Origin of the sequence: Enterobacter sp. BIDMC 26 (genome assembly GCF_000534435.1) — a bacterium.
Lineage (GTDB): Bacteria > Pseudomonadota > Gammaproteobacteria > Enterobacterales > Enterobacteriaceae > Enterobacter > Enterobacter ludwigii.
Window position 1 is genome coordinate 3,901,299 of sequence record NZ_KI973182.1, and the last position, 16,192, is coordinate 3,917,490.

Consider the following 16,192-nt stretch of genomic DNA (forward strand, 5'->3'; position numbering starts at 1 on the left):
CAATAAACATCAATTTCTTCAGGATTCCGATTATGAGTCAGACATCAACCTTAAAAGGCCAGTGCATTGCCGAGTTCCTTGGTACCGGGTTGTTGATATTCTTCGGAGTGGGCTGTGTTGCTGCACTGAAAGTGGCGGGTGCCAGTTTCGGTCAGTGGGAAATCAGTATTATCTGGGGTCTGGGCGTGGCGATGGCCATCTACCTGACCGCAGGGGTTTCCGGCGCACATCTTAACCCGGCGGTGACCATCGCGCTGTGGCTGTTCGCGTGCTTCGACGGACGCAAAGTTGTTCCCTTCATCCTTTCTCAGTTTGCCGGCGCGTTTTGCGCAGCGGCGTTAGTTTACGGGCTTTATTACAATCTTTTCATCGACTTCGAACAGACACATCATATGGTGCGTGGCAGTGTCGAAAGTCTGGATCTGGCAGGTATTTTCTCAACCTATCCCAACCCGCATATCAATTTTGTGCAGGCGTTCGCAGTTGAAATGGTGATTACCGCTATTCTGATGGGCGTTATCCTGGCGCTGACCGACGACGGAAACGGCATTCCGCGCGGCCCGCTGGCACCGCTGCTGATTGGCTTGCTGATTGCGGTGATCGGTGCATCCATGGGCCCGCTGACCGGGTTTGCGATGAACCCGGCGCGTGATATCGGACCTAAAGCTTTTGCCTTTATCGCAGGATGGGGCGACGTGGCCTTCACCGGCGGTAAAGATATCCCTTACTTCCTGGTACCGCTGTTTGCACCGGTTGTCGGGGCTGCGCTGGGTGCATTTAGCTACCGCAAATTAATTGGTCGCCATTTACCGTGCGACACCTGTGTGGAAGAGGAGAAGGAAACGACTTCTACCGCACAACAAAAAGCTTCGCTGTAATCTGACTACGGGACACATACCATGACCGAAAAAAAATATATCGTTGCGCTCGACCAGGGCACTACCAGCTCCCGCGCTGTCGTAATGGATCATGACGCGAATATCGTCAGCGTGTCACAGCGCGAATTTGAGCAAATCTATCCTCGTCCAGGCTGGGTTGAACACGATCCTATGGAGATCTGGGCTTCACAAAGCTCCACGCTGGTAGAAGTGCTGGCGAAAGCCGATATCAGTTCCGACGAGATTGCCGCTATCGGTATTACCAACCAGCGTGAAACCACTATCGTCTGGGAGCGCGAAACCGGTAAGCCCATTTACAATGCCATCGTCTGGCAGTGCCGCCGTACATCAGAAATCTGCGAACAGCTGAAGCGCGACGGTATGGAAGACTATGTACGTAGCGCAACCGGTCTGGTCGTTGACCCGTATTTCTCCGGTACCAAAGTGAAATGGATCCTCGACCACGTTGAGGGTTCACGTGAACGTGCAAAACGCGGTGAGCTGCTGTTCGGTACCGTCGACACCTGGCTTATCTGGAAGATGACCCAGGGGCGTGTCCACGTCACTGATTACACCAACGCCTCGCGCACCATGCTGTTCAACATCAATACCCTGGAGTGGGATGACAAGATGCTGGACGCGCTGGATATCCCGCGCGCGATGTTGCCAGAAGTCCGCAAATCTTCTGAAGTTTACGGTCAGACCAATATCGGCGGCAAAGGCGGCACGCGTATTCCAATCGCCGGTATTGCCGGTGACCAGCAGGCGGCGCTGTTTGGCCAGCTGTGCGTTAAGGAAGGGATGGCGAAAAACACCTACGGTACCGGCTGCTTTATGCTGATGAACACCGGTGAGAAAGCGGTGAAATCAGAAAACGGTTTGCTGACCACCATCGCCTGCGGCCCACGCGGTGAAGTGAACTATGCGCTGGAAGGTGCGGTGTTCATGGCAGGTGCGTCTATTCAGTGGCTGCGTGACGAGATGAAACTCATCAGCGATGCGTTTGACTCCGAGTATTTCGCAACCAAAGTGAAGGACACCAACGGCGTGTATGTGGTTCCGGCCTTTACCGGTCTGGGCGCCCCCTACTGGGACCCGTATGCACGCGGCGCGATTTTCGGTCTGACCCGTGGGGTAAACTCGAACCACATTATCCGCGCTACGCTGGAATCCATCGCTTATCAGACGCGCGACGTACTGGAAGCGATGCAGGCTGACTCCGGCATTCGTCTGCACGCCCTGCGCGTGGACGGCGGCGCCGTTGCCAACAACTTCCTGATGCAGTTCCAGTCCGACATTCTGGGCACCCGCGTAGAGCGCCCGGAAGTACGTGAAGTCACCGCGCTGGGTGCGGCGTACCTTGCAGGTCTGGCTGTCGGCTTCTGGCAGAATCTGGATGAACTGCAGGAAAAAGCGGTTATCGAACGCGAATTCCGCCCTGGCATCGAAACCACTGAGCGTAACTATCGCTACAGCGGCTGGAAGAAAGCGGTGAAACGCGCCCTGGCGTGGGAAGAGCACGAGCAGTAATTTCTCCCCTCACCCTTCCCCTCTCCCCGCCGGGGAGAGGGGACCGACCGCACCCACTCCCACTCTGTGATAAACTTCGTGCAATTCCTTTTGATTGCACGAGTACCTCATGAAACGTGAACTGGCTATCGAATTTTCCCGCGTCACCGAAGCTGCCGCACTGGCGGGCTATAAATGGCTCGGCCGTGGCGACAAAAATACCGCAGACGGTGCGGCTGTCCATGCCATGCGCATTGTGCTTAACCAGGTCAATATCGATGGCACCATCGTCATTGGCGAAGGCGAGATCGACGAAGCGCCAATGCTCTATATCGGTGAGAAAGTGGGCACCGGCAAAGGTGATGCCGTGGATATCGCGGTTGACCCGATTGAGGGTACCCGCATGACGGCAATGGGCCAGGCCAACGCGCTGGCCGTGCTGGCGGTAGGGGACAAAGGCTGTTTCCTCAACGCACCGGATATGTACATGGAAAAGCTGATTGTCGGCCCCGGCGCCAAAGGGGCTATCGACCTGAGCCTGTCGCTGGAAGAGAATCTGCGTAACGTTGCCAGGGCGCTGGAAAAACCGCTTAGCGCGCTCACCGTGACCATTCTGGCGAAACCGCGCCACGATGCCACCATTGCCCAGTTGCAACAGCTCGGCGTTCGCGTCTTTGCCATCCCGGATGGCGACGTAGCAGCGTCTATCCTGACCTGCATGCCAGACAGCGAAGTGGATGTCCTTTACGGCATCGGCGGCGCGCCGGAAGGTGTGGTCTCCGCCGCGGTGATCCGCGCTCTGGATGGCGACATGCAGGCCCGTCTGTTGCCCCGTCATGAAGTCAAAGGCGACAGCGAAGAGAATCGCCGTATTGGCGAAGAAGAGCTGAAACGCTGCGAAGCGATGGGTATTGAAGCCAACAAGGTGCTTGCGCTGGATGACATGGCGCGCAGCGACAACGTTGTCTTCTCCGCAACCGGCATCACCAAAGGTGACCTGCTGGATGGCATCACCCGTAAGGGCAATATGGCCACCACCGAAACCCTGCTGATCCGCGGTAAATCGCGCACCATTCGCCGCATTCGGTCTGTTCACTATCTGGATCGTAAAGACCCTGACGTGCAGGCGCACATTCTGTAAAACCGTTTGATCGATAGAGCTTTCCGGCCCATATGGGCTGGAAATCTTCACCACAAGTCCGGAAGATAGAACAGAGAAAAAGCACAGGAGAAGATCATGGCGGACTGGGTAACAGGTAAAGTCACAAAGATACAGTTCTGGACCGATGCGCTATTTAGTCTCACCCTGCATGCTCCCGTCCACCCGTTTACGGCCGGGCAATTTGCGAAGCTGGGACTGGATGTTGACGGCGAGCGCGTGCAGCGCGCCTATTCCTACGTTAATGCCCCCGATAACCCGGATCTCGAGTTCTATCTGGTCACCGTCCCGGACGGCAAACTCAGCCCACGCCTTGCCGCGCTTAAGCCCGGTGACGATGTGCAAATTGTGAGTGAAGCGGCCGGTTTCTTCGTGCTGGACGAAATCCCGGACTGCGACACCCTCTGGATGCTGGCAACCGGCACGGCCATTGGCCCCTATCTCTCTATTTTGCAGTACGGCAAAGACCTTGAGCGCTTTAAAAACATCGTGCTGGTTCACGCCGCGCGCTATGCCGCAGACTTGAGCTATCTTCCGCAGATGCAGGCGCTGGAAAAGCAGTACGGCGGGAAACTGAAAATTCAGACCGTGGTCAGCCGCGAAACCGCAGCAGGTTCACTGACGGGCCGCGTGCCGGCATTGATTGAGAGTGGTGCACTGGAAGACGCAATTGGCTTGCCGATGAGCGCTGAAACCAGCCACGTCATGCTGTGTGGCAACCCGCAGATGGTTCGCGACACGCAGCAGCTTCTGAAGGATACCCGGCAGATGACGAAACATCTTCGCCGCCGGCCGGGCCATATGACTGCCGAACACTACTGGTGATCAGCGGTATTTCACCTCAAGGGTGTCTTTGCCGTATTTGTTTTCGCTCTGGGTGCCGATAAACGCGCCCAGATCGACCACCATCATGACAAAAATAATGGTTGGTAGCAGTCTGCCCACCACCCAGGGAAGGATGGACGGAAGTATCGACCAGTTCCCGGCCACCAGCATCCACGCCAGAATAATCAGAAAAGCCCACGCGCCGGAACGGCCGCGATCGTGCAGACGTTTCACCACCACGGCCGCAGTTGGCCACAGTAAACAGACCAGCGCAAACGCCGCCGTTTGTGTGCTGAGCCATGCGTTGAAGGCCACGAAAAACAGAAGCAGCATGGCAACGATCCACGTCGCCATCCAGATCCAGAAGTCACGGCGTCCAATACGCCCTTTGAATGAAAACAACCACTGCTGTATGGTCATGTAAGGTTCCTTATTATCATATAGCGCGCATTTTACCCTGGAGTTGTGACCTTTTGACAAGCCGACCAGATATCGATTTAATCATGAACACTTACGGCCAGGGGCAATGTTGATGAAAAGTTCGGCACGTTCTCTTTTCCTGTGTTTAGCGATGCTCATCGCGGGTGTTCCCCTGCACGCCGCCGAAACCACTGCCCCGACGACAGCCCCCTATCTGCTGGCAGGTGCGCCCTCGTTCGATCAGTCAATCAGCCAGTTTCGTGAAACCTTCAATAAAACCAACCCCACGCTACCGCTGGATGAATTCCGCGCCATTGACAGCTCCCGGGATACGCCAACCCTGACCCGGGCTGCGAGCAAGATTAACGAGAATTTATATGCCTCCACTGCGCTGGAGCGCGGCACGCTAAAAATCAAAAGCATGCAGATAACCTGGCTGCCGATTCAGGGGCCAGAGCAGAAAGCCGCTAAGGCAAAAGCGCTCGAGTACATGAGCGCGATACTGCAGGCTTTTACGCCCGCGCTGACCAAAAAGCAAAGCCAGCAAAAGCTGCAAAAACTTCTCACCGCCGGTAAAAACAAGCGTTACTACGCCGATACCGAAGGGGCCATACGCTATGTGGTGGCAGATAACGGTGAAAAAGGACTGACCTTCGCTGTTGAACCGATTAAGCTGGCACTATCAGACACACTCGGCGGGGCGAATTAATGACAAAAAGCAAAGCCTTTCGAGGGAAAATCTCTATACTGATTCACAGACCATGCTGCCCGACAGGGCGGCCATATTCCTTAATTCGCTAATTTAGCGTGGAGAATTGAAATGCGACATCCTTTAGTGATGGGTAACTGGAAACTGAACGGCAGCCGCCACATGGTAAACGAACTGGTTGCGAACCTGCGTAAAGAGCTGGCGGGCGTGACGGGCTGCGCGGTTGCTATCGCTCCGCCGGATATGTACCTGGATCTGGCTAAACATGCCGCTGACGGCAGCCACATCATTCTGGGCGCACAGAACGTTGACGTTAACCTGTCAGGCGCATTCACCGGTGAAACCTCTGCTGAAATGCTGAAAGATATCGGCGCGAAATACATCATCATCGGCCACTCTGAGCGTCGCACTTACCACAAAGAATCCGACGAATTTATCGCGAAGAAATTCTCGGTGCTGAAAGAGCAGGGTCTGATCCCGGTTCTGTGCATCGGTGAAACCGAAGCCGAAAACGAAGCAGGCAAAACGGAAGAAGTGTGTGCTCGTCAGATCGACGCCGTGCTGAAAACACAGGGTGCTGCCGCATTCGAAGGCGCGGTTATCGCGTACGAACCAGTCTGGGCGATCGGTACCGGCAAATCAGCGACCCCTGCGCAGGCACAGGCGGTTCACAAATTTATCCGTGACCACATTGCTAAAGCGGATGCGAAAGTGGCTGAGCAGGTAATTATTCAGTACGGCGGTTCCGTTAACGCATCCAACGCTGCTGAGCTGTTCACCCAGCCAGACATCGATGGCGCGCTGGTTGGCGGTGCATCCCTGAAAGCTGACGCTTTCGCGGTGATCGTTAAAGCAGCAGAAGCGGCTAAACAGGCGTAAAAACCGACTTCCCTCCCCCACCGGGGAGGGAAATTACACTTTCCCCAGCACGCTAAACCACAGATAATCCAGCGGCAGCAGCACCAGATACGTTGCAATCGCCAGCGCCAGACAGAGCAACATCCCCGCCTTTGCAGGCACCTTCCCTAAACCCATTGCCACCACAATCGGCGACGCCTGATACGGCAGCAGCGGCGTGGAATACCCCAGTACCTGAATCATGATCACCGACAACAGCGGGAAACCGGTGGCGTCCGAAAAACTCTGTGCCAGCGTGGTATACAACGCCGGTACACCGTTCGCGGTCATAATGAAGTTGAGCGCCGTGGTAATACCGGTAAGCGCCAGGAAGCTGGTGAACGGTCTGTTGGCATCAAGCGGCATAATCCGCAATAACGCCTCCCCCACCGCGGAACCGATACCCGTTTGGGTCACCACAATCGCCAGCCCGAGAATCCCCGCCACGTAAATGCAGGTGCGCATGTTCACTCCAGCAGAAAACTCTTCACCGGTGATAAACCCAACGCGTGGCAGCATGACGATGACCGACGCCGCAAGGCCCGTCCACGCCGGTCCAACGCCGTGCCAGCTCTCTGTCACCCACATCCCCAGCACCACCGCCAGCAGCCAGGCGAGACGTTTTTCATCCCGCCCCATCGGTTCAGACGGCGTAAGATCGGTGGCCGGTTTCGGGCTGCCGGGGAACAACCAGCAGATCAGGCCGATCAGAATGCCCCCTTTCAGGATCCCGAGGACGGGTGTATGCAGCAGCAGATACGGGACATAGTTCAGATGGATCCCGTACGAGCCCTCCGCGGCGCCACTCATCACCAGATTCGGCACGTTGGCAGGCAGGATGGTCGCCGAGAGCTGGAAGGTTCCGAACCCGACGGCCAGCGCCAGGCCATACCACGCGCGGGAACCGTCGGGGATGGCGGCCCTTTTGGCCATGGCGGCGACAATCGGCATCAGCAGCGCGATACGGCCCATATTCGACGGCATCACAAACGCCAGCGCGTAGCTCAGCCCCACCACGCTTGCCACCATCAATACCCACGAATCCGTGAGTTTTGCCGACAGTGCCCGTGCGGCCCTGTCCGCCAGACCGGTTTTACGGATTGCCACCCCCAGCACGAAGCCGCTAAACACTAACCAGAATGCAGACGAGGCAAAACCACCAAAAATCACCTCCGCCGGGGCGATTCTGGCGGTCATCGCCGCCGTGAAAAACAGCAGTGCGGTGATAAATTCCGGCAATAGCGACGTCGCCCACAGCACGATGGTGACGCCGACTATCAATGAGGGCACAAACAGAGGATGCGTTAACCAGAGCGACATTCCTGTCTCCTGTCGTTTTTTTCAGCAAGTCTACGGCGACAGGCAGGACGAGTAAACGCTATTTATGGTGATATCACTTCAGGATATCGCATTGATGATCCTGCAATTCCTCAGCCGACGCGCGATTCAGGGTCAGCAAGTTACGTTCGGTCGCCAGTAAGACAAACGATCCATCCGACTGCTGCGCCATGGCCAGCGCGAAGCGCCCCATATGGTCACGCGCTTCCGGCAGCTCTTCAGCCAGCATCATAAACGGACTGCGCTGTACCAGCTCATTTTCCGTCACGCGACGGGCGAGGTACTCATGCCCTTCCAGCCCGCCCGGGAACGGTAACCACTGGGTACTGATTTGCCCCTGCGCGGCATTAAGCTTCTCGCGCACGTCCGGGCGCAGGCAGGAGATATGGATATGAAAATGGTTCTGCGTACGGCCTGTCGGGGAGTTAATGGTGAGCGAAATTGCGCTGTCCGGCACCTCGGCCCCGCGCTTCATGCTCATAAAGTTGCGTGACTGCCAGGCCAGCCAGAAGAAGTTGGGCGTATTCGGTTCGGTCAACAGCGGGCTTTCGGTTCCTTTGATACGGTAAGTCGGCATCAGGAGATACTGCAGCGGCCCGTTGCGGTCTTTAAACACCACATAACCCGCATCAGGCTTCACCTGCGCGCACGGGGCCGGGTTACGGTGCTGGAGTTGATTCGGCAGACACTGGTCGAGAACGATATGACGCAACGCATTCGGATTACCCGCTTTCATCCAGTACCAGCCACCCGCGGCAAGAATGATGACAACCAGAATCAGTAATAGTATTTTTTTCACAATGCGTTCCCTGTTTTCGATAGTGGCGAAAGAGTAACGCAAAATGATGACCAAATAAAAAACCCGGCGGATTTCTCGCGCCGGGTCACCGTGTCTGTCCTGCTAACGTTTAGCGCTTGCTGATCTGGTCGAAAGTTCCGCCGTTAGAGAAGTGCTCTTTCTGCGCTTTCGCCCAGCCGCCGAACTCTTCATCAATGGTGAAAAGCTTCAGTTTCGGGAAGACGCTTTCATATTTCTTCGCCACTGCCGGATCGCGTGGACGATAGTAGTTTTTCGCCGCAATTTCCTGGCCTTCTGGCGAGTAGAGATACTTCAGGTACGCTTCCGCCACCGTTTTGGTCTCTTTCTTCTCAACCACTTTATCAACCACAGAAACGGTAGGTTCAGCGAGGATAGATTCGCCTGGCGTAACGATCTCGAACTTGTCTTTACCCAGTTCGTGGGTGGCGAGCAGGGCTTCGTTTTCCCATGCGATCAGCACGTCGCCAATCCCACGCTCAACGAAGGTATTCGTGGCACCGCGTGCGCCAGAGTCCAGCACCTCAACGTTTTTATACAGCGCTTTCACGAACGCCTGGGCTTTCGCCTGGTCACCGTTGTTGTGATGCAGCGCGTAGCCCCAGGCCGCCAGGTAGTTCCAGCGTGCGCCACCCGAGCTTTTCGGGTTCGGGGTGATAATGGAAACGCCCGGCTTAACCAGATCGTTCCAGTCATGAATTTGTTTTGGGTTGCCCTTACGCACCAGGAAAACAATGGTCGAGGTGTAAGGCGCTGAGTTGTCTGGCAGGCGTTTGATCCAGTTTTTATCGATACGCCCACGCTCGGCGATGGCGTCGACGTCATAGGCCAGCGCCAGGGTAACCACGTCGGCTTCAATCCCGTTGATTACCGAGGTCGCCTGCTTACCGGAGCCACCATGCGACTGACGCACCACCACGTTGTCGCCGGTTTCCTGTTTCCAGTGTGCCGCGAAGGCTTTGTTGTACTGCTCGTACAGCTCACGCGTCGGGTCGTATGACACGTTCAGTAACTGGATGTCCTTAGCCAGAACGCTGGTCGATGCCAGCAATAATGTTAACCCCACGCCCCATTTATTCATCGCCCGGATCTCTTGTGTAGTGTTTTGATGCTTGCAGCGTGCCAGAAAGCTAACCAATGATTAAAGAATAAAAAAAGATTGGCTATAACGTAGAGGAATAAAAAACGAGCAGGCATAAAAAAGCCGGGCGGCGATATCGCCTTACCCGGTCTTTATGAGCGTGGACTGCGGACCCGGTTAACTCAGCGCGACCGGGGGAAAGTCACCGCTCAGTACAGTTTTTTTGCGCAGTCCAGCCAGTCACCCTTGAACGGACGCTTCATGTTTTCAATGGCGTCGATGATGTCATGGTGAACCAGTTTTTCGTTCTGAATACCCACGCAACGACCGCCATGACCCTGCAGCAGCAGTTCAATGGCGTATGCACCCATACGTGATGCCAGGATGCGGTCGTATGGACCCGGGGAACCCCCACGCTGGATGTGGCCCAGAACGGTAGCGCGCGTTTCACGTTTGGTTTCGGTTTCGATGTACTTCGCCAGCTCGTCAACGTCACAGATATGCTCGGTGATGGCTACGATGGCGTGTTTCTTGCCTTTTGCGATACCCGCTTTGATTTCAGCCACCAGATCTTCACGGCTGAATTCCACTTCCGGAACCACCACGAACTCACAACCGCCGGCGATGGCCGCAGCCAGCGTCAGGTCACCACAGTAACGGCCCATCACTTCCACGATGGAGATACGCTGGTGGGAAGAAGAGGTGTCGCGCAGGCGGTCAATCGCTTCAACAACGGTGCCCAGTGCGGTGAAATAACCGATGGTGTAGTCAGTGCCTTTGATGTCGTTGTCGATCGTACCCGGCAGCCCGATGCACGGGAAGCCCATTTCAGTCAGACGTTTTGCACCCATGTACGAGCCGTCACCACCAATAACAACCAGTGCGTCGAGGCCACGTTTTTTCATGTTCTCAATAGCCACTTCACGGACGTGTTCATCACGGAATTCCGGGAAGCGCGCAGAACCGAGGAAGGTACCGCCACGGTTGATCATGTCGGACACGCTGTAACGGTCGAGCTGAACCATGCGATCTTCATACAGGCCCAGATAACCATCATAGATACCAAAAACTTCCAGGCCTTCCGTCAGCGCTGAACGGACAACCCCACGAATTGCCGCGTTCATGCCCGGCGCATCACCGCCGCTTGTCAACACACCGATTTTCTTAATCATGACTACCTCTGAACTTAGGAATGCAAAATTGAAATCTGTTGCCGGAAGAATTTATCGACCAACGAATACTGCAAATAGTATATCAATCACTTCCAGCTGAATTGATTCAGGTCAGACCAAATGGCGGTAATTTATACACAAAATGCTGGCCTGGCTCACTTTTTTACAACCAATTACGAAAGCTCAACATGTCCGGGTACAACCGAGCAGGGATCCTGGTGAATAATGACGTCTGAACCAGGAAAACGCTGCAAAATCGCCTGCTCGACCTGCTCAGCAATAACGTGAGCCTGAACCAGTGGCAGGTTGTCTTCCATTTCAATATGAATCTGAATAAAGCGGGTCGGCCCTGACTGCCGCGTTCGAAGATCGTGTGCACCTCTGACACCAGGCCAGGAGGTCACGATAGAAAAAATTTCATTACGTTCTGAGTCCGGGAGGGCGCGGTCCAGAAGCGATTGCACCGCTTCATACCCCATCCGTAAGGCGCTATATAAAATATAGATGCCAATCCCTAACGCAAACAACGCATCGGCCCGATGCCAGCCATACCAGGCCAGACCGAGCGCAATAAGAATAGCGCCATTCATCATAACATCAGATTGATAATGAAGCATATCCGCCCGTACAGCCTGGCTTTGCGTTTTGCGAACAACCCAGCGCTGGAACGTTACCAGAACAAGTGTGCATATAAGTGCCACAATCGTCACGACCACGCCCACGCCGGGATCGTTCATCGGTGACGGCGAGACGAGATGCTGAATACCGGTTAAAAACAGAAACAGCGCGGAGCCGGAAATAAACATGCTTTGCGCCAGCGCGGCCAGCGATTCGGCTTTCCCGTGCCCAAACGTGTGTTCTTCATCCGCCGGTTGCAGCGAGTAACGCACAACCAGCAGGTTCGTCAGCGAGGCGGCAATATCCATCAACGAGTCCACCAGCGCCGCGAGAATACTGACTGAGCCGGTATACCACCACGCAAAAATTTTAATCACTAACAGGCTTGAAGCCACGATAGTCGCTGCAATCGCTGCCCGACTTACCAGTCTTCCATAGGATTGATTCATAAACGCTCCTGTCATGTCATGCCGCTAGTATAACGGAAGCATGGGGAGTCAAAGGATGAATAAACGGTTAACAAAGCAGAATGAAGGGCAAAAAAAACCCCCACATCATGTGGGGGAAGACAGGGATGGTGTCTATGGCAAGGAAAACAGGGTTTACTGGTTACTACGGGTACTGCTATTGCTACTGAAAAACGTTGTTTCTGAGCTTCGCTGCATCCGTGCAACCTCACGCAACTGGTCCATTCGCTGCTGATGTTTTGTGTTCAAAACCGCTTGCTGCTCGGGCGTTAGCAGGTGGAACATCTGGTTGCGGACCTTCGCCATCTCTACCTGGCGGGCAACCTGCTCCTGTGCCATTTTTTCGGCCTGAGCGCGTACAGCGCTTTCGTCAAATTTTTCTGCGGTGACAAGGCGGTGCATTGTCTCCATTTCGCTAACATTAACAGGGGGCTGGTCGTGTCGTGCCCTCTGCATCAGATCTCGCATCTGTTGACGCTGATGTTCGGTTAAACTTATGCCATCAAACATATGGCTTTGGCTGCTGTGCTGCGTTGCCCCCTCCGTTGAGGGCCCGTTATCGCCGGGGATAGCTACAGCGGCCTGGCTTAATGTACTGAACGCCAGCGTTGAGGCCATGACGGCAGCGGTAACTTTGCGCATCACTTGCTCCCAAAATCTTTCGTGTCGCGATTCAACGAGAGACAGTCTACGATTCAGGCTGCAAACATGCGTCAGGGGGTGTAAAACAACGTAAAGTCATGGATTAGATAGCCTTGATGTCGTAATTTCTGCCTCGGAGGTATTTAAACAATGAATAAAATCCTGTTAGTTGATGATGACCGAGAGCTCACATCCCTTTTAAAGGAGTTGCTCGACATGGAAGGTTTCAACGTTCTGGTTGCCCATGATGGCGAGCAGGCGCTGAGTCTCCTTGACGACAGCATCGATTTACTTTTGCTCGACGTTATGATGCCGAAGAAAAACGGCATTGATACGTTGAAAGAGCTTCGCCAGACACACCAGACGCCCGTAATTATGCTGACCGCTCGCGGCAGCGAACTTGACCGTGTACTTGGCCTTGAGCTGGGCGCGGATGACTATTTACCAAAGCCGTTTAACGACCGTGAACTGGTTGCCCGTATTCGCGCTATCCTGCGTCGCTCTCACTGGAGCGAACAGCAGCAGAACAGCGACAACAGTTCACCGACGCTGGAAGTCGACTCCCTGAGCCTGAATCCGGGCCGTCAGGAAGCGAGTTTTGACGGTGAAACGCTGGAACTGACTGGCACCGAGTTCACCCTGCTGTACCTGCTGGCCCAGCACCTCGGCCAGGTGGTATCGCGTGAACATTTGAGCCAGGAAGTGCTCGGCAAACGCCTCACCCCGTTTGATCGCGCCATCGATATGCATATCTCGAACCTGCGCCGCAAGCTGCCGGAACGCAAGGACGGGCACCCGTGGTTTAAAACCCTGCGTGGTCGCGGTTATCTGATGGTTTCCGCTTCATGATAGGAAGCTTAACAGCCCGCATCTTCGCCATTTTCTGGCTGACGCTGGCACTGGTTTTAATGCTCGTTTTGATGTTGCCAAAACTCGACTCACGCCAGATGACGGAGCTTCTCGACAGCGAGCAACGTCAGGGCGTGATGATCGAGCAGCACGTGGAAGCCGAGCTGGCAAACGACCCGCCGAACGATTTAATGTGGTGGCGCAGGCTGTTTCGCGCTATCGACAAATGGGCACCGCCAGGACAGCGCCTGTTGCTGGTGACCAGCGAAGGGCGCGTGATTGGCGCCGATCGCAATGAAATGCAGATCATCCGTAACTTCATTGGTCAGGCGGATAACGCCGACCATCCTCAGAAGAAAAAATACGGTCGGGTTGAGATGGTGGGCCCCTTCTCCGTCAGAGATGGCGAGGATAATTACCAGCTTTACCTGATCCGCCCGGCGAGCAACTCCCAGTCCGATTTCATCAACCTGCTGTTTGACCGTCCGCTTCTGTTGCTGATTGTCACCATGCTGGTTAGCTCACCGCTGCTGCTGTGGCTGGCGTGGAGTCTGGCGAAACCGGCGCGTAAGCTGAAAAACGCGGCGGACGAAGTGGCGCAGGGTAACCTGCGACAACACCCTGAACTGGAAGCCGGTCCACAGGAGTTCCTTGCCGCCGGGACCAGTTTTAACCAGATGGTGAGCGCCCTCGACCGTATGATGACGGCACAGCAACGCCTGCTGTCGGATATCTCGCACGAGCTGCGCACGCCGCTCACGCGCTTACAGCTCGGCACCGCGCTGCTGCGTCGCCGCAGCGGTGAGAGCAAAGAGCTGGAACGTATTGAAACGGAAGCGCATCGTCTGGACAGCATGATTAACGACCTGCTGGTCATGTCGCGCAATCAGCAGAAAAATGCGCTGGTGAGCGAAACGGTGAAAGCCAACCACCTATGGCATGAAGTGCTGGATAACGCGGCGTTCGAAGCGGAGCAGATGGGGAAATCCTTTACCGTCAACTTCCCGCCAGGGCCATGGCCGCTGTACGGTAACCCCAACACGCTGGAAAGCGCGCTGGAGAACATCGTGCGTAACGCCCTGCGCTATTCGCACACGAAGATTGAAGTAGCCTTCTCGGTGGATAAAGACGGGATCACCATCATCGTTGATGACGATGGTCCTGGGGTAAGCCCGGAAGACCGCGAACAGATTTTCCGTCCGTTCTACCGTACCGATGAGGCGCGTGACCGTGAATCTGGCGGCACGGGGTTGGGTCTGGCGATTGTGGAAACCGCCATGCAGCAGCATCGCGGCTGGGTGAAAGCCGACGACAGCCCGCTGGGTGGGTTGCGGTTAACGCTGTGGCTGCCGTTGTATAAACGTTCGTAGCCGTTTAGCCGGGCGGCGGTATCGCTGACCCGGCTTGCCTCTTCTGCGGGGAAACTATTTCCCCCACAATCTCCGCGAATTATCTTCGATCTTGCTACTTAAACGGCGTTTCTGCATCGTTCGGGTCCAGCTCGTGGACAGCCCTGCAGCGGACAAAAGCCGATGGTACTGGTCGTCATCAAACGGCATATGCCAAGCGATCGCGCAGGCGTCATATACCGAGACATCACTCAGGCGCGATGCCAGCACCAGCGGCGCATCTGCCGATACCTGACCTGCCAGCACCACCCGATATAACCAGCCCGTTTTACCCGCGCTCTGCAGCCGGGCAGACATGTCGCTGATGCCGAAATGATAGTTTAGTTTGAAGCACGGCGAGCGCGGCTGCGTCACCTGAATCAGGGCATCGCCCCAGCGGTAGATATCGCCGATAAAGACGTTTTTCTCGGTCAGCCCTTCCGTTGAGAGATTCTCACCAAACGCTGGCGCGACAAACATATCCGCCTGTTCGGGAAACTCGGTTATCCAGTGCTGATAGTGTTCCCGCGGATAGTGGCACAGCGCGCGGTCAGGCCCGCCATGGATTTTCTTTTCGGCCTGCTCATCGCCCACCAGCCCGAGGTCGGTTAACGTCAACTCGCCGTCGACCTGAATTTTGGCGATGGCGCTCGGGCGGCTGCCGTCGTACTCCCTTACCTTGCCTGTAAAGACATTCACCGGAAAATGCATCGCTGCTCCTTTCTGCAGATACAAAAAAAGCGAGTCATCAGACTCGCTTCTCACAGGCGTCAATGCAACCTTATTTTTTCGCGGCGAAACGCGCTGCTGCTTCGTCCCAGTTCACCACGTCCCAGAAGGCTTTGATGTAGTCCGGGCGACGGTTCTGGAATTTCAGGTAGTAAGCGTGTTCCCACACGTCCAGACCCAGGATAGGGAAACCGGATGCGCCAGAGATTGCTTCACCCATCAGCGGGGAGTCCTGGTTAGCCGTTGAAACAACCGCCAGTTTGTCACCTTTCAGAACCAGCCACGCCCAGCCAGAGCCGAAACGGGTCGCAGCGGCTTTTTCGAATTCCGCTTTGAAGTTGTCTACAGAACCGAAATCGCGCTCGATAGCCGCTTTCAGGTCGCCCTGCAGGGTGGTACCGGTTTTCAGGCCTTTCCAGAACAGGCTGTGGTTAGCGTGACCACCTGCGTTGTTACGCAGAACGGTTTTCTTGTCAGCTGGCAGCTGGTCCAGTTTGGTGATCAGCTCTTCAACAGGCAGGCTAGCGAACTCTGGCAGGCTTTCCAGCGCGGCGTTCGCGTTGTTCACATAGGTCTGGTGGTGTTTAGTGTGATGGATTTCCATCGTCTGCTTGTCGAAATGCGGTTCCAGTGCGTCGTAGGCATACGGCAGGGATGGCAGTGTATAACTCATAATCCTCTCCATTATTGTCGG

17 protein-coding genes are annotated in these 16,192 nt (G+C 55.4%); 8 read left to right on the top strand and 9 right to left on the bottom strand.

Features of this window, described 5'->3' with window-relative positions; translation table 11 throughout:
* Window positions 1-32: 32 nt before the first annotated feature.
* The 4 genes from L462_RS05105 to fpr all read left to right on the top strand — a co-directional run bounded on the left by L462_RS05105 (window position 33) and on the right by fpr (window position 4,371).
* The gene (locus L462_RS05105; protein ID WP_014885705.1) at window positions 33-878 is read left to right on the top strand and encodes an MIP/aquaporin family protein; all 846 of its coding nucleotides are present in this window, start codon (window positions 33-35) and stop codon (window positions 876-878) included.
* Between the two features lie 21 nt (window positions 879-899).
* Window positions 900-2,408 carry a glycerol kinase GlpK gene (glpK, locus tag L462_RS05100; RefSeq protein WP_014172201.1) on the top strand — a complete coding sequence of 503 codons (1,509 nt, stop codon included), beginning with the start codon at window positions 900-902 and terminating at the stop codon, window positions 2,406-2,408.
* A 109-nt stretch (window positions 2,409-2,517) separates the two neighbouring features.
* Window positions 2,518-3,528, top strand: coding sequence for a class II fructose-bisphosphatase (gene glpX / locus L462_RS05095; RefSeq protein WP_032679241.1), 1,011 nt, complete (start codon window positions 2,518-2,520; stop codon window positions 3,526-3,528).
* Between the two features lie 96 nt (window positions 3,529-3,624).
* Window positions 3,625-4,371 (top strand): ferredoxin--NADP(+) reductase, encoded by a 747-nt coding sequence (gene fpr, locus L462_RS05090; RefSeq protein WP_014172203.1) that lies wholly within the window; start codon window positions 3,625-3,627, stop codon window positions 4,369-4,371.
* On the opposite strand, the gene L462_RS05085 is transcribed toward fpr, so the two are convergent.
* Complete coding sequence (locus L462_RS05085; RefSeq protein WP_025202755.1) at window positions 4,372-4,791, bottom strand: DUF805 domain-containing protein; 420 nt, start codon at window positions 4,789-4,791, stop codon at window positions 4,372-4,374.
* A 112-nt stretch (window positions 4,792-4,903) separates the two neighbouring features.
* Here L462_RS05085 and L462_RS05080 point away from each other — a divergent pair, with 112 nt between their 5' ends.
* Window positions 4,904-5,500, top strand: coding sequence for a DUF1454 family protein (locus L462_RS05080; RefSeq protein WP_020883954.1), 597 nt, complete (start codon window positions 4,904-4,906; stop codon window positions 5,498-5,500).
* Between the two features lie 111 nt (window positions 5,501-5,611).
* Window positions 5,612-6,379 (top strand): triose-phosphate isomerase, encoded by a 768-nt coding sequence (tpiA, locus tag L462_RS05075; RefSeq protein WP_032679242.1) that lies wholly within the window; start codon window positions 5,612-5,614, stop codon window positions 6,377-6,379.
* A 33-nt stretch (window positions 6,380-6,412) separates the two neighbouring features.
* Here the strand turns inward: tpiA and L462_RS05070 are convergent, their stop codons facing one another.
* From L462_RS05070 to cpxP, 6 genes are all read right to left on the bottom strand, one after another.
* Window positions 6,413-7,717 (bottom strand): SLC13 family permease, encoded by a 1,305-nt coding sequence (locus L462_RS05070; RefSeq protein ID WP_025202752.1) that lies wholly within the window; start codon window positions 7,715-7,717, stop codon window positions 6,413-6,415.
* Between the two features lie 73 nt (window positions 7,718-7,790).
* A complete protein-coding gene (locus L462_RS05065; RefSeq protein ID WP_025202751.1) occupies window positions 7,791-8,534 on the bottom strand; it encodes a CDP-diacylglycerol diphosphatase in 744 nt (247 codons plus the stop codon).
* A gap of 109 nt (window positions 8,535-8,643) precedes the next feature.
* Window positions 8,644-9,633, bottom strand: coding sequence for a sulfate ABC transporter substrate-binding protein (locus L462_RS05060; protein ID WP_032679243.1), 990 nt, complete (start codon window positions 9,631-9,633; stop codon window positions 8,644-8,646).
* Window positions 9,634-9,842: 209 nt separating this feature from the next.
* Window positions 9,843-10,805, bottom strand: a complete 963-nt coding sequence (gene pfkA / locus L462_RS05055; RefSeq protein ID WP_014172210.1) for a 6-phosphofructokinase — start codon at window positions 10,803-10,805, stop codon at window positions 9,843-9,845.
* 173 nt (window positions 10,806-10,978) lie between these two features.
* Window positions 10,979-11,872, bottom strand: coding sequence for a CDF family cation-efflux transporter FieF (gene fieF, locus L462_RS05050; RefSeq protein ID WP_020883958.1), 894 nt, complete (start codon window positions 11,870-11,872; stop codon window positions 10,979-10,981).
* A 153-nt stretch (window positions 11,873-12,025) separates the two neighbouring features.
* Window positions 12,026-12,532 carry a cell-envelope stress modulator CpxP gene (cpxP, locus tag L462_RS05045; RefSeq protein ID WP_032679244.1) on the bottom strand — a complete coding sequence of 169 codons (507 nt, stop codon included), beginning with the start codon at window positions 12,530-12,532 and terminating at the stop codon, window positions 12,026-12,028.
* A gap of 150 nt (window positions 12,533-12,682) precedes the next feature.
* Between cpxP and cpxR the strand changes: the two genes are divergently transcribed.
* Together cpxR and cpxA are read left to right on the top strand one after the other, a co-directional pair.
* The gene (gene cpxR / locus L462_RS05040) at window positions 12,683-13,381 is read left to right on the top strand and encodes an envelope stress response regulator transcription factor CpxR (RefSeq protein WP_014172213.1); all 699 of its coding nucleotides are present in this window, start codon (window positions 12,683-12,685) and stop codon (window positions 13,379-13,381) included.
* Entirely contained in the window at window positions 13,378-14,751 is a 1,374-nt protein-coding gene (gene cpxA, locus L462_RS05035; protein ID WP_010436910.1) for an envelope stress sensor histidine kinase CpxA, read from the top strand. The genes cpxR and cpxA overlap by 4 nt, the downstream gene beginning before the upstream one ends.
* Window positions 14,752-14,805: 54 nt before the next feature.
* Here the strand turns inward: cpxA and yiiM are convergent, their stop codons facing one another.
* Complete coding sequence (gene yiiM / locus L462_RS05030) at window positions 14,806-15,480, bottom strand: 6-hydroxyaminopurine reductase (RefSeq protein WP_032679245.1); 675 nt, start codon at window positions 15,478-15,480, stop codon at window positions 14,806-14,808.
* A gap of 70 nt (window positions 15,481-15,550) precedes the next feature.
* Window positions 15,551-16,171, bottom strand: coding sequence for a superoxide dismutase [Mn] (gene sodA / locus L462_RS05025; RefSeq protein WP_014833772.1), 621 nt, complete (start codon window positions 16,169-16,171; stop codon window positions 15,551-15,553).
* Window positions 16,172-16,192: the final 21 nt, after the last annotated feature.